The organism is Sideroxydans lithotrophicus ES-1 (genome assembly GCF_000025705.1).
Classification (GTDB): Bacteria; Pseudomonadota; Gammaproteobacteria; order Burkholderiales; family Gallionellaceae; genus Sideroxyarcus; species Sideroxyarcus lithotrophicus.
On sequence record NC_013959.1, the window covers coordinates 1168701 to 1192761 of the forward strand.

Annotated in this window: 17 protein-coding genes; 8 read left to right on the plus strand and 9 right to left on the minus strand. The window is 60.6% G+C overall.

All coding sequences use genetic code 11. The features are described 5' to 3' along the window. Nucleotides 1–103 precede the first annotated feature (103 nt). The 4 genes from SLIT_RS15120 to SLIT_RS05905 all read right to left on the minus strand — a co-directional run bounded on the left by SLIT_RS15120 (nt 104) and on the right by SLIT_RS05905 (nt 6647). Nucleotides 104–2842: a putative bifunctional diguanylate cyclase/phosphodiesterase gene (locus SLIT_RS15120; RefSeq protein ID WP_013029318.1), complete on the minus strand. Its 2739-nt coding sequence runs from the start codon at nt 2840–2842 to the stop codon at nt 104–106. Nucleotides 2843–2848: 6 nt separating this feature from the next. Beyond that, nucleotides 2849–3703, minus strand: coding sequence for a phosphate/phosphite/phosphonate ABC transporter substrate-binding protein (phnD, locus tag SLIT_RS15125; protein ID WP_013029319.1), 855 nt, complete (start codon nt 3701–3703; stop codon nt 2849–2851). 248 nt (nt 3704–3951) lie between these two features. Continuing rightward, complete coding sequence (locus SLIT_RS05900) at nt 3952–5532, minus strand: EAL domain-containing protein (RefSeq protein WP_223293831.1); 1581 nt, start codon at nt 5530–5532, stop codon at nt 3952–3954. A gap of 143 nt (nt 5533–5675) precedes the next feature. Beyond that, nucleotides 5676–6647, minus strand: coding sequence for a hypothetical protein (locus SLIT_RS05905; RefSeq protein WP_150102951.1), 972 nt, complete (start codon nt 6645–6647; stop codon nt 5676–5678). A 169-nt stretch (nt 6648–6816) separates the two neighbouring features. On the opposite strand from SLIT_RS05905, the gene SLIT_RS05910 reads away from it, so the two are divergent. After that, nucleotides 6817–7278: a WbuC family cupin fold metalloprotein gene (locus SLIT_RS05910; protein WP_013029322.1), complete on the plus strand. Its 462-nt coding sequence runs from the start codon at nt 6817–6819 to the stop codon at nt 7276–7278. Nucleotides 7279–7280: 2 nt separating this feature from the next. Here SLIT_RS05910 and SLIT_RS05915 read toward each other — a convergent pair whose 3' ends face one another. The 5 genes from SLIT_RS05915 to SLIT_RS05935 all read right to left on the minus strand — a co-directional run bounded on the left by SLIT_RS05915 (nt 7281) and on the right by SLIT_RS05935 (nt 13862). Next, nucleotides 7281–9170: a propionyl-CoA synthetase gene (locus tag SLIT_RS05915; RefSeq protein ID WP_013029323.1), complete on the minus strand. Its 1890-nt coding sequence runs from the start codon at nt 9168–9170 to the stop codon at nt 7281–7283. A 154-nt stretch (nt 9171–9324) separates the two neighbouring features. Then, the gene (locus SLIT_RS05920) at nt 9325–10812 is read right to left on the minus strand and encodes a bifunctional 2-methylcitrate dehydratase/aconitate hydratase (protein WP_013029324.1); all 1488 of its coding nucleotides are present in this window, start codon (nt 10810–10812) and stop codon (nt 9325–9327) included. Between the two features lie 15 nt (nt 10813–10827). Next, complete coding sequence (prpC, locus tag SLIT_RS05925) at nt 10828–11976, minus strand: bifunctional 2-methylcitrate synthase/citrate synthase (protein ID WP_013029325.1); 1149 nt, start codon at nt 11974–11976, stop codon at nt 10828–10830. A gap of 163 nt (nt 11977–12139) precedes the next feature. Next, a complete protein-coding gene (prpB, locus tag SLIT_RS05930; protein ID WP_013029326.1) occupies nt 12140–13033 on the minus strand; it encodes a methylisocitrate lyase in 894 nt (297 codons plus the stop codon). A gap of 151 nt (nt 13034–13184) precedes the next feature. Further along, nucleotides 13185–13862 carry a GntR family transcriptional regulator gene (locus SLIT_RS05935; RefSeq protein WP_013029327.1) on the minus strand — a complete coding sequence of 226 codons (678 nt, stop codon included), beginning with the start codon at nt 13860–13862 and terminating at the stop codon, nt 13185–13187. A 232-nt stretch (nt 13863–14094) separates the two neighbouring features. Between SLIT_RS05935 and SLIT_RS05940 the strand changes: the two genes are divergently transcribed. The 7 genes from SLIT_RS05940 (at nt 14095) to SLIT_RS05970 (ending at nt 24001) form a co-directional block, all read left to right on the plus strand. Then, the gene (locus SLIT_RS05940) at nt 14095–15183 is read left to right on the plus strand and encodes an ABC transporter ATP-binding protein (protein ID WP_013029328.1); all 1089 of its coding nucleotides are present in this window, start codon (nt 14095–14097) and stop codon (nt 15181–15183) included. Continuing rightward, on the plus strand, nt 15176–16213 hold the full coding sequence (locus tag SLIT_RS05945; protein WP_013029329.1) for an ABC transporter permease: 1038 nt from the start codon (nt 15176–15178) through the stop codon (nt 16211–16213). The genes SLIT_RS05940 and SLIT_RS05945 overlap by 8 nt, the downstream gene beginning before the upstream one ends. Next, on the plus strand, nt 16206–16982 hold the full coding sequence (locus tag SLIT_RS05950; RefSeq protein WP_013029330.1) for an ABC transporter permease: 777 nt from the start codon (nt 16206–16208) through the stop codon (nt 16980–16982). Before SLIT_RS05945 ends, SLIT_RS05950 begins: the two co-directional genes overlap by 8 nt. Then, nucleotides 16979–18034 carry a polyamine ABC transporter substrate-binding protein gene (locus tag SLIT_RS05955; RefSeq protein ID WP_013029331.1) on the plus strand — a complete coding sequence of 352 codons (1056 nt, stop codon included), beginning with the start codon at nt 16979–16981 and terminating at the stop codon, nt 18032–18034. Before SLIT_RS05950 ends, SLIT_RS05955 begins: the two co-directional genes overlap by 4 nt. A 92-nt stretch (nt 18035–18126) precedes the next feature. Then, nucleotides 18127–20562: a Lon protease family protein gene (locus SLIT_RS05960; RefSeq protein WP_013029332.1), complete on the plus strand. Its 2436-nt coding sequence runs from the start codon at nt 18127–18129 to the stop codon at nt 20560–20562. A gap of 85 nt (nt 20563–20647) precedes the next feature. After that, nucleotides 20648–21328 carry a protein-L-isoaspartate(D-aspartate) O-methyltransferase gene (locus SLIT_RS05965; RefSeq protein WP_013029333.1) on the plus strand — a complete coding sequence of 227 codons (681 nt, stop codon included), beginning with the start codon at nt 20648–20650 and terminating at the stop codon, nt 21326–21328. A gap of 6 nt (nt 21329–21334) precedes the next feature. Continuing rightward, complete coding sequence (locus tag SLIT_RS05970; protein WP_013029334.1) at nt 21335–24001, plus strand: cation-translocating P-type ATPase; 2667 nt, start codon at nt 21335–21337, stop codon at nt 23999–24001. The last annotated feature ends 60 nt before the right edge of the window (nt 24002–24061 follow it).

The window sequence follows — 24061 nt, forward strand, 5'->3', positions numbered from 1 at the left end:
ATACACCTGCAGGGCCTTCATGCCAACATTTTTCGATCGTCAATGTAACAGACCCATCCATCCGTATTCCAATGCACTATAGATGAGATGTTGCGTAGTCGGTCTATTCGGAACGATACAAACTGGCATTCCACACCAGACCTTCAAAATCCTCTGTGGATAGCGGTCTGGAGAACAGATAGCCCTGCCCGTAGTCGCATCCTGCCGTTCTCAACAGGTCGCGTTGTTCGCTGGTTTCCACGCCCTCGGCAATCACCTTGATGCCAAGCTTGTGGGCCATCATGATCATGGCCTCACAAAGCGCAAGGTCGCTGGAATCGGGGGCGAGATTGCGCACGAAGGACTGGTCGATCTTGATGTAATCGATATCGAATTTCTTCAGATACGAGAGCGAGGAATATCCTGTTCCGAAATCATCGAGTGCGACCTGCATGCCGATATTCCCGAAAGCCATGAGCTTGCTCACGATGGTGTCGCTGGCATCCATCAGCAGGCTTTCAGTGATTTCAATTGCGAAGCAGCCTCCGGACAAGTCAAGTTCTTTCAGATGTTCAAACCATGCCAGATGGGTATTTGAATCGCTTTTGAATTGAACCGGTGACTTGTTTATGCTGATCTGGATATCCTTCCCATAAGCGCCACGCCAGTGTTTCACCTGATTCGCGGCCTGGCGGAATACCCAGTCACCGATCTGAATGATCAGTCCGCTTTGTTCTGCGATAGGAATGAAGTCGGCAGGACTGACCAGACCTCGGTTTGGGTGTTGCCAGCGTATCAGGGCTTCGGCTTTGTGTATCGAGCCGGTCTCAAGTTCTACTATGGGCTGGTATACCAGCCTGAACTGGTCTTGGGCCAGGGCCTTGTGTAGATCATTGGACAAACTCATGCGGTTCTGCGCGACCGACTGCATGGCTTGGGTGTAGTAGCAGGAGCGGTTGCGACCGGAATTTTTTGCCGCATACATCGCCTGGTCGGCATTCCTGAGCAGGGCTTCGATCTCCGTTGCATCGGATGGGTAAATCGTGACACCAATACTGACCGATATATAGGCCAGCTCGTTGCCCAGCTGGAATGGTGCCGAGAATTTATTCAGTATGCATTCGTTGACCCGCTCGATGCTGTCCTGGTCGCTCAGTTCGCCCAGGAGAAGTGCAAACTCGTCTCCCCCAAGCCGCGCGACCGTGTCGGATTCGCGAACACAACTCGACAGGCGCAGTGCAGCTTCTTTCAGCAGCAAATCGCCTGTGGCATGGCCCATGGTGTCATTCACCTCCTTGAAGTGGTCAAGATCGAGGAATACGACTGCCAGCGGCAACTCGACCCGGCGGGATTTCTTGATCTCCTGTTCCAGGCGGTCATGAAACATCCTCCAGTTGGGCAGGCCGGTCAGGTGATCGAAGTTGGCTTGTCGCCAGATCAATTCTTCCGATTCCTTTTTCTGGGAGATATCCGTGAACAGTGCGATCCGATGATGCACCTTGCCGTCATCGTTGAAGACGGTATTGATGGTCAACCATTTGGGGTAGACCTCGCCGCTCTTGCGGCGATCCCATATCTCTCCTATCCACTTGCCGGTGCCTAAGATCTCGTTCCACATGGCCTGATAGAAGTCCATGTCGTGGCGGCCCGATTTCAGGATGCCGGGATTCTTCCCGATCACGTCCTCCATGGCATAGCCGGTGATCCTGGTGAATGCGGGATTGATGGCCATGATCAGGTTGTCGGCGTCGGTGATCATCATGCCTTCACTGCTGTTTTCGTAGATCGAGGCCGCCAGTTGCAGGGATTGTTCCGCTGCTTTTCGTTGTACTTCCCGATCGAAGTTATCCAGTGAGAAGGATATATCCCGCGACATTTCATCCAGCAGCGCAATCGATTCGCCGTCGAATGCGTCGATGTGTTGATGGTAAACCGACAAGACGGCAAAGGGTCTTCCGCCTCTCGGGATCGGGAATGCCGCAATCGAATGCCAGCCTTGTTCTGATGCGCGGTTCTGCCAGGGGGCGAAATCAGGATCATTGGAGGAGTCGTTGATGATGACGGGGTGGTTCTCGCGAAAAGCCACCCCGACCGGGCCGCGGCCTTCGGGCACATCTGCAAGGGGCGAGATGACGATCCCGTCCAGGTAGTCCTGCCCGGCTCCGTAACTTGCAGCCGGGAGCAGCAGCTTGCTTTCCTTGTCGACCTGCGCGACCCAGGCCATGTTCATCCCGCCGAATTTGACAGCGCAACGGCATACCAGGGGGAAGAGCTGTTCTTCCTGCTCCATGCGCACGATAGCCTGATTGATCTCGCTCAACGCACTGTACAGCCTGGTTATGCGCCTGGCCCTGGAAGACTCCTTTTTGCTTTGCAAGGCGAAGTAAAGCAGGAGTGCGGCCAATATGGAGAAAGCCAGGAATATCCCGGCGAATTGCGCGATGAATCTTGCCTGGCGCCGATAGACAGGCTCCAGGCTGACGCGAATACGAGCTGTGGCTTCTTCGCGATAGGAGTACGAGATGGGCTCGTCAAGTTCGAGGATGTGCCTGTCTGGCGAGAATCGCAGGTATTCCGCGATCTTGAAACCGTTGGCGGAGACGAGTTGCAATTCGACGATGCTCGCATCCGCTTTTGCCCAGTGGTCGAACAGGGGGCCGATATTCTGGTAGTTCCCGTGATTGAGTTCCGAAGAGATCACAGTGGAGATCAGCTGCAATTGCTGCGTTGCCGACGTATGTGCGAACTTCAGGTCATCGTCGAATTTACTCTGGATCGCGACTGCCGAAATGGCGCCTAGCACCACCAATAATATGAACAGGGATGTCCATGGATACGTCTGAAGTCGGATGGTGGGGTTCATGAAGGTTCAGTGTCCCGATGAAGGTTTCGATTTCATCAAAGTGCGCAGGCTGTCGTAGTCGTGGTCTTTGGGCGGCACCAAGGCGGTCATGTCGGGGTGGATGCTGGTCATGATCTGCCTGCCTTCGGGGAGTCCGTTCAGTGCAATGAACGCCTTGCGCAATTTGCGCACCAGTGGAGCAGGAAGCTTGCCGCTTGTAACAAACAGATGATCGACGACCAGTGGCAATTCGGCCAGGGCCCGCAGGCCCTTGGGCTCGAATTCCTGAAATACTTCCTGCTTCACTGCGCCCGCGTCGCACGTGCCGGAAAGCACCGCCAACGCGACATTCTTGTGGCCTTCAAGGAACTTGTAGCTGCCAAGGCGGCTTAATGGAACCCCGGCATGCTCGAGCATATGCTGGGGCATGATGTAGCTCATCGTCGAATTGATATCGCCGAACAGGAAGCATTTCCCTTTCAAGTCGGCAAGTGTTTTGAGTGGACTGTCCTGTCGGACGATGATCTCGCCCTTCAGGTAAGGGTTGCCATTGATCACCTGTCGTGCCAGCAGCGGTTTTCTTCCGTATCTTTCCACCATCTCCACATATGGGGACGGTCCCATATAGGCGATATCGATAGTGTCGTTGCCGATGGCCTTGATGTGTTCGGCGTAGTCCCGGCCGACACGCACCTCTACCGGTCGACCGATGGTGTCGGCGATGTAATTTGCCAGGGGGGTGAAGCGGGAGATGAGTTCGTCGTGGGGCAGATAAGGATGGACGCCGAGGATGAGTGGCTTGAGTTCTGAAGCTTGCGCTGCATTCGGGACAGCCAGCGAAATGGCCATGGCATACAGAAACGCTTTGCATAGATTCAGCATAACCACCCCTTTATGCGTCACACTTTATGCCAACAGCAGAAATGCCGATCGAATGATTATCGTTGTCCAGTATTCGATTGCTTCTGCGATTCTCCCGGCTGGCCTTGTCGTTCGATCAGCGCGGATTATTCTTGTGCGGCATCTTCGTTCGGTACCGCTCGATATTTATCTTACTCCAAAGTGCCAGCATTAATAGCCTAACCGCGATTCTAAATCCGGGAGCAATTTCTGCCGGGGGGCTCGCCGGATTATTCCGATAGCGGTCTCGGTCTGGAGATGCCAAATCCCTGTGCATAATCGATGCCGACTTCTCTCAGCTTGGCGATGGTCTCTTCGTTCTCGACCAGCTCCGCGATCGTTTTCACGCCGATCGATTTGGCTACGCGATCGATGGCGATGATCTTGGCCAGCTCCACGGGATCGCGCAGGATGTTGAAGATGATGTTGCCGTCGATCTTCAGGAACTCTACCCGGAAGCCGCGGATCAAGTCGAACGATATCCGGTCGTGGCCGAAGCCGCTGATCGCGAGCTGGCAGCCTGCCTGCCTGACCCTTTGCGCGAACTCGGCGACGGCCACTGGCCGCAAGGTGAGCTCGGTGCTGGGAATCTCGAAACACAGCGCGGCACCGGGTACGCCGTATTCCATCAGCGTCAGTTGGAGGAATTCCGGAAAACTGTGGTCGCTGATCGTTGCGTCAGCCAGATTGATGAAGAACAGCGAGTTCTTCTGCCTTTCGTCCGACGGGTTCAGATGCGAGGCCCATTCGGCCACATGCTGCACGACCCATCGATCCAGGTGCGGCATCAAGCCGTATTTCTCGGCAAGCGGGAAGAATGCGCCCGGCGGCATCATGCCTTCCTCCTCTTCGATCAGGCGAACCAGGATCTCGTAATGCTCAGGCTCGCTGGAACCGGATGGCAGGGGCGTGATGAGCTGGCAGAACAGGCGGAACGCTCCTTTTTCGATCGCCGCCTTGATATGGTTCGCATCCTTCTGCCCGATGACCTGTTCGGAGAACGAATCCACAAAGGAATCCTGACTGGGGGAGCCTTCTCGAATGAAAGCAGCGTCCTTGCTACCGGCATGCGGCTGTTCTTCAGGTTTGTTCGTGCCGGCCAGTTGCACATCTCCCGGAGAGGTGATGTCGTCGATCAGCATGAAGAAGCCGCTGACTTTTCCATCCTCGCCGAATTGCGGAATGTGCTCGACCAGCAAGCGGTAGACCGCACCATCAGGCATCTTCTGCATCCGCTCGTATTGCACATGATGACCGTCCAGGGCCTGGCGGACCGAGGTCGCCGATTCCTGGTACACGCTGGAACCCAGGATCTTGCGTATGTGCTGGCCGTGTATCTGGTCAGGCCGCAGATGCAGCCATTCCATGAATGCCCGGTTGTGATAGCGGCAATTCCCTTCGGCATCGATCAGCGCAACCATGGTGGTCAGAACATCATCGATCAGTTGCAAGCGAGGCCTGCTGAGTGCGATCGCTTCCTCGGCTCTTTTGCGGAGCTGGGTCTGGTGTTCGAGCTTGTCTTTTAGCGCGGACAATTGTGCCGAGCGCCTGGTCGCTATCCATTCCAGGCGCGAGACCCGGGTCGCTTCCGCAAGAATGGCGGCCACCAGCACGCCGCCCAGGAAAGTGATCCACTGCATGCCAAGCTCGGTGAAGTAGATGGCAAAAACGAGTGCCGCAGCCGTGGCAATGACTGCCAGTGCGGAGATGTATGGCTGAACACTGCGAAAGATGGCGCGGAACTTCATTTCCTGATTCTCCCGATCTGGCGTGCCTCCGGTATTGCAGGTGATGGATGCTGTCCCGGCCATGTTATCAATTCTTCCGGCGGGAAGACATCGTCCTGTGGAGTCGCCATGGAAGGAACTGTACTTCAATGGCCGTCATGCGGCCCGGCCAGGTATTTTCGACCACGTTCAATCACCCCGGCGCATCTGTCCTGCAGTGCGGCTTGTCAGAACTCGATGGAGGGTCGGAACACCAGCGTGGTCGTGTTGTTGCGCATGTCCCTGAGTGCGCCGGAATATTCGTCCGGGCTGCTCCAGACCACGCCGACGTCCACTGTCGGCGTGTACCTCCATCCGCTTATCGGGAACTTCTTTCCGGCGATCAGTTCCAGCCGCACCATCTTTGCGCCGCGCTGCAGGAAATGCATGCGCAGATCGTAATTGGCGTTCTCCAGCCATGCCAGGAACGGGTAGCGCAGGTCGAGGTTGCTGCGGTGCAGGCTGACATAGGTCACATCGTTGACATCCTTGTTGGTGTTGAAGTGTCCGCCCACGCGGAAGCTCCATGAGAGCTTCTCGTCCGGGTAGTCGATGTTGCCCTTGATCTTCCATTCGAATTCGTACCAGTCGTCCGGGACGAGCATGTTGCTCTTGATATGCTTGTTGCCCGCACTGAACAGATAGCCGGTGTAGCCGTAATTGTTGCCCTGGCGCTGTTCCTTGGGGCGATTCAGTTTCGCCACGTTGCCGAAGAAGGCGGACACCGCCCAGGGTTCCTGGAAACCGACCGTGGCGGATTCGAGCAGGTTGATGCCGGTGTTCCCGATCTCGAATTGCCGGTAGAGATTGGTCGAATGCGACTTGATGTAGGAGCTCAGCCAGGGAGTCGGGTAGACGCTGGCCTCCAGCACCATGTAGCGCGGTATGAGCGAGCCTTTGATGAGATCGCGGTAGATCACGCTCTCGCTGTCGGAAGTGATGGTGGGGATGGCCTCTTTGGTGAGCGGCACGTTCAAGTCGACGTTGGTGTAGTAGGGCGAGGCTTCGAACACCACTTCGGTCTTGCTCACGTCGCCAGACTTGGCATCTTCAACATGGGACTCCTCGGTATGCGTCTCTGCCGCAAATGTGGCCGGCGTATGCAGGCAAAGCGCGGCAGCGATGCAGATTAGACGCAAGTGATTCGTGAAGGAGGGCATGGGCCCGGATTCTATCTGTTTGTTGGCATCCGGTAAAAGCATGAGAGAATTTCGCCCCTGACGGGCGCGGCAAGTGTGCCGCTCCCGTTTCCTATCCTGCTTTCCCCCGCACGCGGGAGAAAGGGCAAACGATTCGCTGCGCGAGTTTTACGTTAACTGGAGAACCATTTTGAAGAAACTGACATCGGCCGACCTGGCCTCACTCGGCCAGCAAGCCAGCCTATCACCGCGCTTGCGCGCCAATTCCAACCTGCATCAGGAACTCAGCGACCCCATCCAGCGCCTCGCCATCGCCATGGAGCCGGACACACTGATCCTGCCGCATCGCCATCCGCACACCTGGGAGGTGTTGACCGCCTTGCGCGGCCGCTTCACCGTGCTGGTGTTCGACGACGCAGGCAAGGTCATCGAGCGCGCCGTGCTGGGCGAGGATGTCAGCGTGGTGGAGATCCCTGCCGACGGCTGGCATGCCGTGTTGTCGCGCGACGAAGGAGCGGTGATCTTCGAAGTGAAACACGGACCTTATGCGCCGATCGGCGAGGCGGATGTCGCTGCGTGGAGCAAGGGCCGCAGCGCAGCCGAGCTGAACGCATGGTATGCCGTGGCCAAGGTGGGGGACAGGCTCGTCTGAAGCTACTTGGCGTATCCCTTGCTGCGCAGGGTCTCGATGATCTCCGGAATCACACCGGGATCGTCGATGGTCGACGGCACCTGGTATTCCTGTCCGTTGACGATCTTGTTCAGCGTCTTGCGCAGCGTCTTGCCGGAGCGCGTCTTGGGTAGCCGTTTCAGGATCACCGTATCCTTGTAGCAGGCGATCGCACCGATATTGTCGCGGATGCGGGCGACCAGTTCCTTTTGCAGCGCTTCCTCGCCGATGCTCGCGCCGGATTTCAGCACCACCAGGCCCATCGGCACTTGTCCCTTGAGCTCGTCGTCGCGCGCGATGACCGCGCATTCCGCCACCGATGGGTGGGCGGCGACGACTTCCTCGATCTCTCCGGTCGACAGCCGGTGTCCGGCGACGTTGATCACATCGTCCACGCGCCCCATCACGAACACATAGCCATCCTCATCGATATAGCCGCCGTCGCCCGTGGTGTAGTAGCCGGGCAGGAACTGCAGATAACTGTCGCGGAACTTGTTGTCGTCGCCCCACACGCGGTTAAGGCAGGAAGGCGGCAGCGGCAGCTTGAGTGCGATGTAACCCTGTTCGTTGCGCGCGAGCTGCTTGCCGCTCTCGTCCAGGATGCGCACATCGAAGCCAGGGGTGGGCAGCGTGGAAGAGCCCAGCTTCACCGGCTTGGGTTCCACACCCCACAGGTTGGCAGTGATGCCCCAGCCGGTCTCGGTCTGCCACCAGTGGTCCACCACCGTCTTGCCGCTCTTCTCGGTGAGCCACTGCTGCGTCGGCGGGTCGAGCCGTTCGCCGGCGGAGAAGATCACCTGCAGCTTCGACAGGTCGTAATCCGCCATCAGCTTCGCTTCCGGGTCTTCCTTCTTCACCGCGCGGAATGCGGTCGGGGCGGTGAAGAACGACTTGACGCCGTATTCGGAGATGACGCGCCACAGCGCGCCAGCATCCGGCGTCATGATGGGCTTGCCTTCGTACACCACCGTGGTGCAGCCGTGCAGCAGCGGGCCGTAGACGATATAAGAATGCCCAACCACCCAGCCCACGTCGGAGGCTGCCCAGAACACGTCGCCATGTTCGACGTTATAGATGGCCTTCATGCTGTAGTTGAGCGCGACGGCATGACCGCCGTTCTCGCGCACCACGCCCTTGGGTTTGCCGGTAGTGCCGGAGGTGTAGAGGATGTAGAGCGGGTCGCTACCCTTCACCGGCGTACAGCCGACGGGCTTTGCCTGCGCCAGCAGCGAGTTCCAGTCGTGGTCGCGTCCTGCAGTCAGCTGGGATGTCGCCTGTGGCCGCTGGTAGATGACGCAGCTTTGCGGCTTGTGTCTGGCCAGGTCGAACGCCTTGTCGAGCAGCGGTTTGTATTCGATGACGCGCTTCACTTCGATGCCGCAGGAGGCGGTGAGGATGACCTTGGGTTTGGCATCGTCGATGCGCACTGCCAGTTCTGGCGGCGCAAAACCGCCGAACACCACCGAGTGGATCGCACCCAGCCGTGCCACCGCCAGCATGGCGATGACGGCTTCCGGGATCATCGGCATGTAGATAATGACGCGGTCGCCTTTGACCACGCCCAGGTCGGCCAGCATGCCCGCCGTGCGAGCCACCGCATCGGTCAGTTCGGCATAGGTGTACTGCTTTCTGGTGTCGGTGACGGGGGAGTCATAGATGATCGCAACCTGGTCGCCGCGCCCGTTCTTCACGTGATGATCGAGCGCCATGTAGGCCGTGTTCATCTCGCCGTCGGCGAACCAGTGGCCGATGCCGTCGGCATCCGTGTGCAATATCTGTTGAGGGAACCTGTACCACTCCAGCGCTTCGGCCTGCTTGCGCCAGAAGCCCTCCGGATCCTGCATCGAACGGTCATACTCTGTCTGGTAGCTCATTTCGACTCTCCCTTCCTTTTGGTGGTCATTCCGGCGCAGGCCGGAATCCAGTCGATTCAATATTTCCGCGAAGCGGGCATCAGCAGGTTTTGTTTGCTGCGCAGGATTGTTTGACTTGCTGGATTCCGGCTTGTGCCGGAATGACGGTACTCCCTTAATTGATCACGAACATCTCCATGAACTCGTTCACCGGCGTCGCTTCCAGTTTCTTCTTGTCCAGGCACAGCGCCATGATCTGCTGGCAACGCTGTTCCGGGAAGCGTGTGCGCAGGTTGTTCAGGAACTTCTGTTCCAGCACCGGGATGCCCTCGGCGCGGCGGCGGCGATGGCCGATCGGATATTCCACCGCGACCTTCTCGGTGCTGCTGCCGTCCTTGAAGAATATCTGGATGGCGTTGGCGATGGAGCGCTTGTCCGCCTCCAGGTATTCGCGGCTGTAACGCGGATCTTCCACGACCTCCATCTTGTCGCGCAGTACGTCGATGATCGGATTGGCCGCATGGAAACCGTCCTCGTAGTGTTCCGCCACCAGGTCGCCGAATGCCAGCGGCACCGCCACCATGTACTGGAGGCAGTGGTCGCGGTCGGCCGGATTGGCCAGCGGGCCGACCTTGGAGATGATGCGGATGGCCGATTCGTGCGTGGTGATGACGATCCTGCTGATGTCCTGCAACCTGTCTTTCACCTGCGGGTGCAGGCGCACCGCGGCTTCGCATGCGGTCTGCGAATGGAATTCGGCGGGGAAGGAGATCTTGAACAGCACGTTCTCCATCACGTAGCTGCCGTAAGGTTGCGGCAGCGAGAAGCGGCGCTGTTCCTCCGGCTTCAGTTTCTGGTCCTTGTTGGTCTTGCTGAACAGAACGTCGTAAAAGCCCCACTGCGGTGCGGTCAGCACGCCGGGGATGCCCATCTCGCCCTTCATCGTCATCATCGCCAGGCGTACCGCGCGCGAAGTGGCATCGCCTGCCGCCCAGGATTTGCGCGAGCCGGCGTTCGGCGCGTGGCGGTAGGTGCGCAGCGACTGGCCATCGACGAAAGCCTGCGACAGCGCATCGATCACCTGCTCCTCGGTGCCGCCGAGCAGGCGCGTCACCACTGCGGCCGACGCCACCTTCACCAGGATGACGTGGTCGAGGCCGACGCGGTTGAAGCTGTTCTCCAGTGCCAGCACGCCCTGGATCTCGTGCGCCTTGATCATCGCGATCAGCACGTAGCGCATGTTCAGCGGCGGCTTGCCTTCCGCCACGCGGCAGCGGCTGAGGTAATCGGCCACGGCGAGGATGCCGCCCAGGTTGTCGGACGGGTGTCCCCATTCTGCCGCCAGCCAGGTGTCGTTGTAGTCCAGCCAGCGGATCATCGCGCCGATGTCCCACGCAGCCTTGACCGGGTCGAGTTCGTGCGAAGTGCCGGGCACGCGCGCGCCGTGGCGCACCGTGGTGCCGGGTACCAGCGGGCCGAGGTGCTTGGTGCACTCGGGGAAGCGCAGTGCCAGCAGGCCGCAGCCCAGCGTGTCGATCAGGCAGTTGCGCGCGGTGTCGTACGCTTCTTCCGAGCGGATCTCCATGCGGCAGACGTACTGCGCGATGTCCACCAGCACCTGGTCGGGAGCGGGGCGGTCGTTCATGTCTACATTGGCACTCATTTATTTTCCTCAGGATTAACGTTTTTCAATTGGCACCCAGGCCAGATTCTCCGGCCCGGTGTAGTTCGCGCTCGGGCGGATGATCTTGCCGTCGGCGCGCTGTTCCATCACGTGCGCGCCCCAGCCGGTCACGCGCGAGATCACGAACAGCGGCGTGAACATGTTGGTCGGCACGCCCATCATGTGGTACGACACGGCGGAGAACCAGTCGAGGTTGGGGAACATCTTCTTCAGGTCCCACATCACGGTCTCCAGCCTTGCGGCGATATCGAACAAACGCATCTCGCCTTTCTCCTGCGCCAGCTGTCTTGCCACACGCTTGATCACCTCGTTGCGCGGATCGGCGATGGTGTAGACCGGGTGGCCGAAGCCGATGACGATCTCCTTGCGACCCACGCGCTCGCGGATGTCCGCTTCCGCCTCGTCGGCGTTCCTGTAGCGGCTCTGGATACGGAACGCCTCCTCGTTGGCGCCGCCGTGCTTGGGCCCGCGCAGTGCGCCGATCGCGCCGGTGATGCAGGAATACAGGTCGGAGTTGGTGCCGGCGATGACGCGCGCGGTAAAGGTGGAAGCATTGAACTCATGCTCGGCATACAGGATCAGCGAAGTGTGCATGGCGCGCACCCACGAGGCCGGGGCCGGCTTGCCGTGCAACAAGTGCAGGAAGTGTCCGCCGATGGAGTCGTCGTCCGTCTCCACTTCGATGCGGCGGCCAGAGGTGCTGAAGTGATACCAGTACACCAGCATCGAACCGAAGCTGGCCAGCAGGCGGTCGAGCAATTCGCGGGTCTTGGCCGGATCATGCGCTTCCGGCTCCTGTTCGCAGGTGCCCAGTATCGAACAGCCGCTGCGCATCACATCCATCGGGTGGGCGTTGGCAGGTATCGCTTCCAGCGCCTGCTTCACCGGCTGCGGCAGACCGCGCAGCTTTCTCAACTTGGCCTTGTAGGCTTTCAGCTGGGAGGCGTTTGGCAAAGTGCCGTGGATCAGCAGGTGGGCGATCTCCTCGAACTCGGCCGTCTCGGCGAAATCAAGGATGTCATAGCCTCGATAGTGCAGATCGTTACCGGTGCGCCCGACAGTGCAGACCGCGGTATTGCCCGCGACGGTGCCGGAGAGGGCTACTGATTTTTTCGGCTTGAATGCGGTTGGTTCTTCTGCCATGTTTTGCTCCCTTCAATTCAATCAAATGTCTTTCATCTAATCCCTCTCCCGCAAGCGGGAGGGGGATAGGGGTGAGGGGCGTTGTGTTGAATCCAATTTGGCTTGCGCGCGCAGACCCTCATCCCCAACCCTTCTCCCGCCTGCGGGAGAAGGGAGTAAATCGTCATTCGCTGCCTTTTTCGGCAAACAGCCGGTCGAGCTGCTGCTCGTAGGCGTGGTAGCCGAGGTAGTCGTAAAGCTCCATGCGCGTCTGCATCGTGTCCACCACTTGCTGCTGCGTGCCGTCGGCGAGGATGTGCTGGTATACATTCAGCGCCGCCTTGCTCATCGCGCGGTAGGCGGAAAGCGGGTACAGCACCAGCTTGATCCCTACGCCCGCAAGCTCGGTCGTGGTGAACAGCGGCGTGGCGCCGAACTCGGTGATGTTCGCCAGCACCGGCACTTTCACGGCCTTGGTGAATTCGGCGTATTGCTCCAGTTTGGTCATCGCCTCGGGAAAGATCATGTCGGCACCGGCTTCCACGCAGGCTTGCGCGCGATCGATTGCGGACTGCATGCCTTCCACGGCCAGCGCATCGGTCCGCGCCATGATCACGAAGCTCTCGTCGCTGCGCGCGTCCACGGCGGCCTTCACGCGATCCACCATCTCGCCCTGGCTGACGATGGCCTTGTTCGGGCGATGGCCGCAGCGTTTCTGCATCACCTGGTCCTCGATATGGAAACCGGCCGCGCCAGCCTGCGCCACTTCGCGCGTGGCGCGGGCGATGTTGAAGGCGCCGCCCCAGCCGGTGTCGATGTCCACCAGCAGCGGCAGGTCGCTGGCGGCGGTGATGCGGCGGGCGTCTTCGCACACGTCATGCAGCGTGGTGATGCCGAGGTCGGGTATGCCCAGCGAGGAAGCCGCCACGCCGCCGCCGGAAAGGTACAGCGCCTTGTGTCCGCTTTTCTGCGCCAGGATGCCGCAATAGGCGGTGACGGCGCCGACGACTTGCAGCGGTGAGTTCTCCGCTACCGCGCGGCGCAGCTTGTTGCCTGGGGTGAGTGTTACCGGCTTCATTATTTTTTCTCCACTAAACTCAAAACTTCGTCATTCCGGCGCAGGCCGGAATCCAGTGCAGTTATTCAACATGCAGTTGGGTTTTGCCCGCTACGCGGAATTGTTTGATTCGCTGGATTCCGGCCTGCGCCGGAATGACGGCTAAGCAAAATCATGCCGCTTCCTCCTTGTCGATCATCTCGCTGATGCTGTGCCAGGCACCCTGGATGTGGCGGCGCATCAGCAGCTCGGCCAGTTCGCCGTCGCGGTGCGCCAGCGCATCCACGATCTGGCGGTGCTGTTGCAGTGCGGGTTTGGTGCGTTGCGCGTTGCGGCTGGTGCGGTAGCGGCACATGCGCAGCAGCTGGTATTGCTCGCTGCCCAGCATGTCCATCAGCATCTGGTTGCGGCTGCCGCGCGCGATCTGGTAGTGGAAGTCGAGGTCGCCCTCGCTCTGCGCATACACCTTGCCGCCTTGCTTCTTGATCTGTTCCTCGTGCCGGTCGAGCAGGGCGCTCAACTGGGCGATCTCGTCGTCGCTCATCTGCGTCGCGGCGATACGGCAAGCCATGCCTTCCAATGCTTCGCGCACCGCATACAGGTCGGAGAGCGTCTTGCGGTCAAGCACCACCACACGCGCTCCGGCATTGGGGATGCGTTTGACCAGGCGCATGCCTTCGAGATGACGCAGTGCTTCGCGCAAGGGGCCGCGCCCCATGCCGAAGCGCTCGGCCAGTTCGGCCTCGTTCAATTTTTGCCCCTGGGCCAGCTCGCCGGTGACGATGCTTTGCGCCAGGCGGTGCGTTGCAACGTCGGCAAGTGTGGCTTGCTCTGGTACTTTGATCAGCATCGAATCTCTCCGATTGTCGACAATCTGGCGAAACAATAGCATCAAAATGGCAAAAAAGTGCAAGTAATTTTAATTATGTCGACATAATTAAATGGTTTCTTACGGCAGGCGGACACTCGACAAGCGTCCGGATCGTCAGTCATGCAGCGATGTATCGTCAGTAGCTGCACGCGCAAAAGCGGGCAGGCAGCCGATGCAGTAATATCGAAACGGGCATTCATGGGTGTTCATCATGGCTCTGCTGGAACTAAGGAACGTTACCCGTCGCTTCGGTGATTTTACCGCCGTGGAAAATGTCAGCCTGAGTATCGAGGCCGGCGAGTTCTTCACCCTGCTGGGTCCCTCCGGCTGCGGCAAGACCACCATCCTGCGCATGATCGCCGGTTTCGAATTCCCCGACGCCGGTCAGATATTGCTGGACGGCCGGGATCTTGCCGGTACCCCTGCCGAAAATCGCCCGATCCATACCGTGTTCCAGAGCTATGCGCTGTTCCCGCACCTGACGGTCGCGGAGAACATCTCTTTCCCGCTGCGCATGGCGCATCACAATGCGACGGATATCAGGCAGCGGCTGGACGAAGCGGTGGAGCTGGTGCGCCTGACCGGCAAGGCCGGCAAATATCCCCACGAACTTTCCGGCGGACAGCAGCAGCGCGTGGCGCTGGCGCGTGCGTTGATCAACCGTCCGCGCCTGCTGCTGCTCGACGAATCGCTGGGTGCGCTGGATGCCAAGCTGCGCGAAGAGATGCAGGTCGAGCTGATCAACCTGCAGCGCGATGTCGGCATCACCTTCGTGTTCGTGACCCATGCGCAGGCGGAAGCGCTGGCGCTGTCGCACCGCATCGCGGTGATGAACCGGGGCAAGGTGGAGCAGGTGGACGAACCGGCGCGCCTGTACAGTTCTCCGCGCAACCGCTTCGTCGCCGATTTCATCGGGCACATCACCACGATGGAGGCGCAGGTGGTGGCAGCCGCCGGCCACAGCCACCTGCACCTGTCGGTGCAGGGATTGGGCGAGATCGTCACGCCGTTGCAGAAGGGCGTGGCAGCGGGCGACAGGGGCGTGTTCGCCATCCGCCCCGAGCAGGTGCGCATCGGCATGCAGGCCGACCTCGATGAATTGAAGAACCACTTTAGCGGCGAGGTGCACAGCCTGCTGTACCAGGGCGACGTCAGCGTGTACCGGATCAAACTGCCCAACGGCAAGATCGTCGAAGCGCTGCTGCCCAATTCGGCACCGGGACGCGCCGAGCTGTTCAGGGTGGGCACGGCGATCAAGGTCGGCTGGCGCCACGATGCGGGGGTGTTTCTGCATGAATGACGAACGCAAACCGTCGCGGGCGACACGCATCAACCGGTGGTTGAAAAATGTCGCGAGCGCAGCCAAGGCAAGGCGGCAAGCGGCGAAGAAGCGGAGTTTACGTGGAGTAAATGAGCATTCCGGGCCGGTTGCCAACGCCGGATTGGCAAGCGCAGCAGTTTTTCGGTGGCTGGTGAGCGGCCCGCCACTATTGTTCCTGGTGCTGCTGGTTGCGGTGCCCGGCGTGATCATGGTGCTCGCGTCGTTGCGCTACCCCGGCGAATTCGGCGGACTGGCACCACTGGTTTCAGCCGAGCCGCAGACCTTGCATGGCCTCACCACCGAGACCTACCGCTTCTTTTTCAGCGATTTCATCTATACCGAAGTGTTCCTCAAATCGTTCGCCATGGCGCTCGCCACCACGCTGATCTGCCTGGTCATGGCCTATCCGCTGGCGATGCTGATCGCACGCAGCCCGAAGCAATCCCGCAACCTGATGATGCTGTTGGTCATCCTGCCGTTCACCAGCAACTTCCTGATCGGCATCTATGCCTGGATGATCATCCTCGGCCCGCAGGCTGCGCTCAACCATGCGGTCAATGCGCTGCTGGGCCTGTTTGGTGCTGCGCCCGTGCAGCTGCTGTTCTCGCCGTTCGCGGTGCTGGTCGCCATGGTCTACGTGTACCTGCCGTTCATGGTGCTGCCGCTCTACACCAACCTGGAAAAACACGATCCCGTATTGCTCGACGCGGCACAGGATCTGGGCGCCAACGCCTGGCAGCGTTTCTGGCGCGTGACCTTTCCGCTGTCGCGGCCGGGCATCTTCGCCGGTTGCGCACTGGTGTTCATCCCGGCCATCGGCATGTTCGCCGTGCCGGAACTGCTCGGCGGCACCGGCGACATCATGATCGGCAACCTGATCAAGGAACAGTTCCTCGGCACGCGCGACTGGCCGTTCGGCTCCACGCTGGCGATCTTGCTGACGATGGCGGTGTTGCTGGTGGTCTGGTTGGTCTCGCGATTGTCTGCAAGAGGAGGCCGCTATGCGTAGAGGACCGTGGCTGTGGACGGCGGCACTGGCGGCATACACGTTCCTCTACCTGCCGCTCACCCTCGTCGTCGCCTACTCGTTCAACGACTCGCGCCTGAACGCCGAGTGGGTCGGCTTCACCTGGCACTGGTACAGCGAACTGTTCCACGACGAGGATATGCTGATCGCTGCGGGCAACTCGCTGCTCATCGCGACGATGTCCAGCCTGTCCGCCACCCTGCTCGGCACCATGGCGGGCATCGCCATACACCGCTATGACCTCAAGCTGCTCAACTTCATGGTGCTGGCACCGGTGGCGATGCCGGAGATATTGCTGGGCGTGTCGCTGCTGCTGTTCTTCATCCAGGTGCTCAACCTCACGCTGGGCATGCTGTCCATCGTGCTGGCCCACATCACCTTTTCCATCGGCTTCGTCGCGGTGATCGTGCGTTCGCAGTTGACCAGCATCGATGAAAGCCTGTTCGAGGCGGCGCGCGACCTCGGCGCCTCGCAGTGGCAGGCGTTTCGTTATGTGATGTTCCCGCTGATCCTGCCGGCGGTGATCGCGGGCGGGCTGATGGCGTTCACGCTGTCCATCGACGATTTCGTGGTGACCTTCTTCACCGCCGGGGTGGGCGTGCAGACGTTGCCGCTACGCATCTACTCGATGATCAAGATCGCGGTGACGCCGGAAGTGAACGCGGTGTCCACGCTGCTGATGCTGCTCACGCTGAGCATGATCGTGCTGGCGTCGCGCTTCGCGCCGGACGTGCTGAAGGGGAAGGCATGATGTGGCGCAGCCTGCTGTTCCTGCTGTTCATCGGCAGCGCCTACGCCGAAGACGTTCTCCATCTCTACAACTGGAACAACTACATCTCCGACACCACCATAGCGCGCTTCGAGAAGGAATGTGCCTGCCGTGTGGTGCAGGACTACTATTCCGACAACGAGGAGATGCTGGCCAAGCTGGCTGCCGGTGCTACCGGCTACGATATCATCGTGCCGACCGGCAATGCGGTGGAGGCGCTGATCCGCCAGCATGCACTGCGGCCGCTCGACAAGAGTCAACTGCCCAACCTGAAGAACATCGACCCGGCCTACCTCGATACCTGGTTCGATCCCGGCAACCAGTACTCGGTGCCGTATGCCTACACCATCACGCTGATCGGCTACAACGACGTGAAGCTGCGCGGACTGGAGCTGCCGCTCGATAGCTGGGCGGCGATCTTCGAACCACGCTACCTCGAGAAAGTGAAAGGGCATGTCACCGTGCTCGACAGCCAGCGCGAACTGCTGGCGGCCGCGCTGAAATATCTCGGCTACTCGGCCAACGACACCGACGAGCAGCACTGGAAACAGGCGCGCGACCTGATCATCCGCGCCAAACCTTACTGGGCAGCGTTCAATGCTTCCAGCTACATCAAAGAACTCACCGTCGGCAACATCTGGCTGGTGCACGGCTACTCCAACGACATCTTCCAGGCCGACCAGGATGCGCAAAATGCCCACCGCGGCTTCCGCATCCGTGCCAGCATCCCGAAGGAGGGGGCGGTGCTGGCGCTGGACTCGATGGTGCTGCACAAGAGCGGCCCGCGTCCTGATCTGGCGCTCCGTTTCATCGACTTCATGCTCGACGGGCGCAACTCCTCCGAACTCACCAACCTGATCGGCTCCGGCAATCCCAACCGTGCCGCGCTACCGTATGTTTATCCGGAGATCGCGAAGAATCCGGCGGTGTTCCCTGATCGTCGGCAGCGGGCGCGGCTGGAGATGCTGCGCGACCTGGATCGCAACCAGCGCCGCGTGCTGTCGCGCATCTGGACCGAGATAAAGTTGCGCTGAGAACCGGAGCGGCTTGCCGGAAAAAGTGACAACTGTCCCGATGGCAGTAGAATGATCACGCTATGTCTGCAATCAAACGAATGGGATCAGTCATGCAAAACAAAACGAACGTCCCTCTTCCGTTGCATGCGCAACAGCTCTGCCAGTCCTGCGACCTCGCACAATTCTCTTTCCGTACGACTGCCGAACTGGATGACCTGACCGAGGTCGTTGGCCAGATGCGAGCCATGGATGCAGTCAGCTTCGGTACCGGTATCCGCCACGATGGCTACAATCTTTTCGTACTTGGCCCGTCGGGCATGGGCAAGCACGACATGGTGCAGCGTTTCCTCGAAAAGAAGGCTGGCGACGAGCACAAGCCGGACGACTGGTGCTATGTCAACAATTTCGCCCAGCCGCATAAACCGCAAGTGCTCAGGCTGCCTTCCGGCAGGGGGGAGGAATTGCGCCTGCGCATGGAGAAGCTGGTGGACTACTTGCGCAGTGCCATTCCCGCGCTGTTCGAAGGCGAGGACTACCATGCCAAGGTGGGAGCGATCCAGGAGGAATCCAGCAAGCGCCAGGACGATGCATTCAAGGAATTGGGGGATGAGGCCGGCAAACAGCAGATCGCGTTGTTGCGCACACCCGACGGGTTCGCATTCGCGCCGCTGCGCAACCAGGAAGTGGTCCCGCCGGACGAATACGAAAAGCTGCCTGAAGAAGAGAAGCGGCAGTTCGAGGATGCGATCATCCTGCTGCAGGAGAAGCTGGAAAAGATCATGCGGCAGATGCCGAAATGGCGCCGGGAACGGCACGAGCGCATCAAGCAGCTGGATAGCGAGACGACCCTGTCGGCGGTCGCGCACCTGGTGGATGAGTTGAAGGAATCCTATGCCGATCTGCCGGAAGTACTGAAATATCTCGAGCAGGTGCAGCAGGACATGGTCGACAACGCGGATGACTTCCGCAAACAGGAAGAGTCGTCCAGCGTCGGCAACATGACCGTGGTCATGCGCCAGAGTTACCACCGTTACCAGGTGAACGTGCTGGTCACCAACGGCAAGGAGGGCGGGGCACCCATCGTCAGCGAGGACAGCCCGACCTACAGCAACCTGGTCGGCCGGGTCGAGCACCTCTCGCAGTTCGGTGCGCTGGTCACCGACTTCACGCTGATCAAGCCCGGTGCGTTGCATCGCGCGAACGGTGGCTACCTGCTGCTGGACATCCACAAGGTGCTGGGGCAGCCGTTCGCCTGGGAAGGATTGAAACGTGCTTTGCAATCGCACGAGATACGCATCGAATCGCTGGGGCAGATGTACAGCCTGGTCAGCACCGTGTCGCTGGAACCGGAACCCATCCCGCTGGATGCCAAGGTGATCCTGTTCGGCGACCGCCTGTTCTACTACCTGCTGCAGGAATACGACCCGGAGTTCGTCGAGCTGTTCAAGGTGGCAGCGGATTTCGAGGAGCGCATCGAGCGCAATCCCGACACCCACCAGCTCTATGCACGCCTGATCGCTACGCTGACGCGCAAGGAGGCGCTGTTGCCGCTGGATCGCGGCGCGGTGGCGCGGGTGATCGAATACGGTGCGCGCCTGGTCGGAGATGCGGAAAGATTGTCCACGCATATGCGCAGCGTGGCGGACCTGCTGCGCGAGGCTGATTTCTGTTCGCGCCAGGCTGGCCGTGAAATAGTGGAAACTGCCGACGTGCAGTCGGCCATCGATGCGCAGAAACGGCGCCAGAGCAGAGTGAAGGAACGGCTGCACGAGGCGATCCTGCGCGATACGCTGGTGATCGCCACGCAGGGAAGCGTGGTCGGGCAGATCAACGGCCTGTCCGTCATCGAGCTGGGCAACTTCGCCTTCGCGCAACCGACGCGGATCACCGCCAACACCCGGCTGGGCGACGGCGAGATGGTCAACATCGAGCGCGAAGTGAAACTCTCCGGAGCCATCCATTCCAAGGGCGTGCTGATCCTGTCCTCCTTCCTCGCCGCGCGTTATGCGAAGAACCAGCCGCTGGCGTTCTCCGCCAGTCTGGTGTTCGAACAGTCCTACGGCATGATCGACGGCGACAGCGCATCGCTGGCGGAACTGTGCGCGCTGCTCTCCAACCTGGCAGACGTGCCGATCAAGCAAGCGCTGGCGATCACCGGTTCGGTGAACCAGTTCGGCCAGGCGCAGGCCATCGGCGGGGTCAACGAGAAGATCGAGGGCTTTTTCGACATCTGCTCCGCACGCGGCCTGACCGGCGAGCAGGGCGTATTGATCCCCGCCGCCAACATCAAACACCTGATGCTGCGTCACGATGTGGTGGCTGCCGCCGAAGCCGGGCAGTTCCATATCTATGCTGTGGAGAATGTCGACCAGGCCCTCGCGCTGCTGACCGGTCTGCCGGCAGGGGAAGCGGATGCCAAGGGCATCTATCCGGCAGACAGCGTCAACCGCAAGGTCGCGGCGCGACTGGCCGAGCTGGCAGAGATCAGGAAAACGTTCGCAAAACCTGCGCAGAAAAAAGCAGCAGCAAAGAAGAAAACGGATTGAACGTTGTCCTGTTTCACCGCTACGGCCACATGGCGGGCAGGACACCCGCATAGTCGTCGATGCATCGTTGGCAGAAAGGCTGATCATGTCGAACGAGGAAGAGGAACGCTACGCCCGCGCGCGGCACAAGATGGTCGAGGAGATCCGCGAGATGGCGCTCGAAGCGGGCGCATACGAACCGGCTCCCCCGATCTCCGCGCGAGTGCTTGCCGTCATGTCCAGGGTGCCGCGTCACCGCTTCGTGCCGGAAGCGGAGTCGTACAGCGCCTACTTCAACCATCCCCTGCCCATCGGGCATGGGCAGACCATCTCGCAACCCTACATCGTGGCCCTGATGACGGACCTGCTGCAGGTGAACAAACAGCATAGCGTGCTGGAGATCGGCACCGGTTCGGGTTACCAGGCAGCCGTGCTGTCAGAACTGGCAGGCAAGGTCTACAGCATCGAGATCGTCGAACCGCTGGCCGCCGCCGCTGCAAAAGTGCTGCGCGAGTCGGGTTACGCCAATGTCGAGGTGAAGGCCGGTGACGGCTCCCTGGGCTGGCCCGAACATGCACCCTACGACGGCATCATCGTCACCGCGGCGGCGGAAGAGATTCCGCAGCTGCTGCTGGACCAGCTCAAGCCGGGCGGGCGCATGGTGATCCCGGTGGGCGGCTACTATGATGTCCAGCAATTGCTGCTGATCAGCAAGGATCGCGAAGGCAACTTGCAGCGCAGGAACATCGAACCGGTGCGGTTCGTGCCGCTCACCGGGGGCACGTAGCCGATCGTGAACCCGCACCGGCATGACATCGAAAAACTCTACGCGCATCTGCACAGCAGCGCACAGGGCCTGTCGCAGGCCGAAGCGGCGCGGCGGCTGGCGCGATACGGCCCCAACCAACTGGAAAAGATCGGCGGGCAACCCTTGTCCATCAGGCTGCTCAAGGAATTCACCCATTTCTTCGCGCTGATCCTGTGGCTGGCCGCGGGCCTGGCGTTCTTCGCCGAATGGCGCGAACCTGGCCAGGGCATGGCGATGCTGGGCTACGCCGTGGTCGGCGTCATCGTCATCAACGGCCTGTTCTCGTTCTGGCAGGAATACCGCGCGGAAAAAGCACTGGCGGCCTTGCGCAACCTGCTGCCGCGCCATACCACCGCGCTGCGCGACGGCCGCGCCATGCAAGTGCCGGTGGCGGAACTGGTGCCGGGCGATGTGGTGGTGCTGGCGGCGGGCGACGATGTGCCTGCCGATTGCCGCCTGATCGAGGCCTTTGCCGTGCGCGTCAACACCGCCAACCTCACCGGCGAATCGAAGCCGAAATCGCGCGCCACCACCGCTCCCATCGAAGCTGAGCAGGTCGCGATGCGGCGCGACATCCTGCATGCCGGCACCTCGCTGATCTCGGGTAACGCGAAAGCCATGGTGTACGCCACCGGCATGCACACCGAATTCGGCAACATCGCGCGTCTGACCCAGGTCGCGCAGGAGCCGCTGTCGCCGCTGCAAAAAGAGATCGCGCACCTGTCGCGGCTGGTGGCGCTATTTGCCACGCTGCTCGGCGTGCTGTTCTTCTTCATCGGCCAGTCGATCGGCCTGTCGTTATGGGCCAACCTGATCTTCGCCATCGGCATCATCGTCGCCAACGTGCCGGAAGGATTGTTGCCCACCGTCACGCTGTCGCTGGCCATGGCCACGCAGCGCATGGCGAAGAAGAACGCGCTGGTGCGCCATCTCACTGCGGTGGAGACGCTGGGCTCGGCCACTGTCATCTGCAGCGACAAGACCGGCACGCTGACGCAGAACCGCATGAGCATCCGCCAAGTGTATTTTTCCGGCGCGCAGCTGTTTCCGGACGAGCTGGACGGGGCCGAACCACTCTACGACATCATGCGCCATTGCCACGATCTGCGTCGCGTCGAGCACAACGGGCAGCAGCAGTGGCAGGGCGACCCGATGGAAGTCGCGCTGCTGCAAGCAACGCCTGCCGGCACGACATACCCGCGCGTGGACGAGATCCCGTTCGACACCGAGCGCAAGCGCATGTCGGTGATCTGCGATACACCGCAGGGTCGCATGCTGTATTGCAAGGGGGCGCCGGAGACCGTGCTGCCGCTGTGCAACGAGATGATGGCGGAAGAGGGCCGCCTGCCGCTGGACGACGAGAGCCGGCTCAGGATCATGAACGAACACGAACTGATGACGGCGGACGGGCTGCGCGTGATTGCGCTGGCTTACCGCAGCGTGCCGCAACAATCCGCGCACCGCGAGGCCGGCATGGTCTTCGCCGGGCTGGTCGGCCTGGTCGATCCGGCTCGTCCCGGCGTGGCCGAGGCGATCGCAACCTGCGCCGCGGCCGGCATCCGCGTGATCATGATCACCGGCGACCATCCGCATACCGCCAGTGCGCTGGCGCGCGACATCGGGCTGGGCCTGGATCCGCTGGCCATCATCGGCGAAAGGCTGTGCACCATGTCCGACACCGACCTGCAGCTGCTGCTCGACGAGCCTGTGCTGATCTTCGCGCGCACCAGCGCCGACCAGAAGATGCGCATCGTGCAGGCGCTGCAGCGCAAGGGCGAGATCGTCGCGGTGACCGGCGACGGCGTGAACGATGCGCCCGCGCTGAAATGTGCCGACATCGGCATCGCCATGGGTATCAGCGGCACCGACGTGGCCAAGGAAGCGGCCGACATCATCCTGCTCGACGACCACTTCGCCACCATCGTCACCGCCATCGAGGAAGGACGCGCAGTGTATGACAACGTGCGCAAATTCCTCACCTACATCCTCACCTCGAACATCCCCGAGATCGTGCCCTACCTGGCCTTCGTGCTGTTCCGCATCCCGCTGCCGCTCACCATCATCCAGATCCTCGCCGTCGACCTCGGCACCGACATGCTGCCCGCGCTGGCGCTCGGTGCGGAAAAACCGGACTCCGACGTCATGCGCCGACCGCCGCGTCCGCGCAACGAACACCTGCTCAGCCGGGGGGTGCTGCTGCGTGCATATTTTTTCCTCGGGCCGCTCGAAGCGGTCGCCGGCATGGCCGCATTCTTCTTCGTGCTGCACGGCGGCGGCTGGACATTCGGTCGCGAGCTGGGCTTGCACGACCCTCTTTACCTGCAGGCCACCACGGCCTGCCTGTCGGCGATCATCGCCATGCAGGTGGTCAACGTATTCATGTGCCGCCATCCCGTGTTTTCCGTATTCAGTCGCGGTCGCAGTTTCAACCGCCTGATCGTATATGGTATCGGTTTCGAATTGCTGTTGCTGCTGCTGATCACCTATACCCCGTGGGGCAATGCGCTGTTCGGTACGGCGCCGCTGGCGGGCGAGGTCTGGCTGTTCATGCTCCCGTTCGGGCTGGGTATGTGGCTGCTGGAAGAGTTGCGCAAGGCATTGATACGACAAAGGATCGCGCGGAACGGTACGGCAGGGAACACAGTGCGCTAGGCTGTGCAACAGTTCATTTTCCACCCTTCATGTCGTCGACTCAAGGCCGATATTTTTTCA

Bases quoted from the DNA above. Each gene is read 5' to 3' on its own strand.
- SLIT_RS05960 (WP_013029332.1), top strand. From the start codon at position 18,127: ATGCAAAACAAAACGAACGTCCCTCTTCCGTTGCATGCGCAACAGCTC.
- SLIT_RS05905 (WP_150102951.1), bottom strand. From the start codon at position 6,647: ATGCCCTCCTTCACGAATCACTTGCGTCTAATCTGCATCGCTGCCGCG.
- SLIT_RS15120 (WP_013029318.1), bottom strand. From the start codon at position 2,842: ATGAACCCCACCATCCGACTTCAGACGTATCCATGGACATCCCTGTTC.
- SLIT_RS05950 (WP_013029330.1), top strand. From the start codon at position 16,206: ATGCGTAGAGGACCGTGGCTGTGGACGGCGGCACTGGCGGCATACACG.
- SLIT_RS05920 (WP_013029324.1), bottom strand. From the start codon at position 10,812: ATGAGTGCCAATGTAGACATGAACGACCGCCCCGCTCCCGACCAGGTG.
- SLIT_RS05955 (WP_013029331.1), top strand. From the start codon at position 16,979: ATGATGTGGCGCAGCCTGCTGTTCCTGCTGTTCATCGGCAGCGCCTAC.
- SLIT_RS05935 (WP_013029327.1), bottom strand. From the start codon at position 13,862: ATGCTGATCAAAGTACCAGAGCAAGCCACACTTGCCGACGTTGCAACG.
- SLIT_RS05940 (WP_013029328.1), top strand. From the start codon at position 14,095: ATGGCTCTGCTGGAACTAAGGAACGTTACCCGTCGCTTCGGTGATTTT.
- SLIT_RS05915 (WP_013029323.1), bottom strand. From the start codon at position 9,170: ATGAGCTACCAGACAGAGTATGACCGTTCGATGCAGGATCCGGAGGGC.
- SLIT_RS05945 (WP_013029329.1), top strand. From the start codon at position 15,176: ATGAATGACGAACGCAAACCGTCGCGGGCGACACGCATCAACCGGTGG.
- phnD (WP_013029319.1), bottom strand. From the start codon at position 3,703: ATGCTGAATCTATGCAAAGCGTTTCTGTATGCCATGGCCATTTCGCTG.
- SLIT_RS05965 (WP_013029333.1), top strand. From the start codon at position 20,648: ATGTCGAACGAGGAAGAGGAACGCTACGCCCGCGCGCGGCACAAGATG.
- SLIT_RS05900 (WP_223293831.1), bottom strand. From the start codon at position 5,532: ATGGCCGGGACAGCATCCATCACCTGCAATACCGGAGGCACGCCAGAT.
- prpB (WP_013029326.1), bottom strand. From the start codon at position 13,033: ATGAAGCCGGTAACACTCACCCCAGGCAACAAGCTGCGCCGCGCGGTA.
- prpC (WP_013029325.1), bottom strand. From the start codon at position 11,976: ATGGCAGAAGAACCAACCGCATTCAAGCCGAAAAAATCAGTAGCCCTC.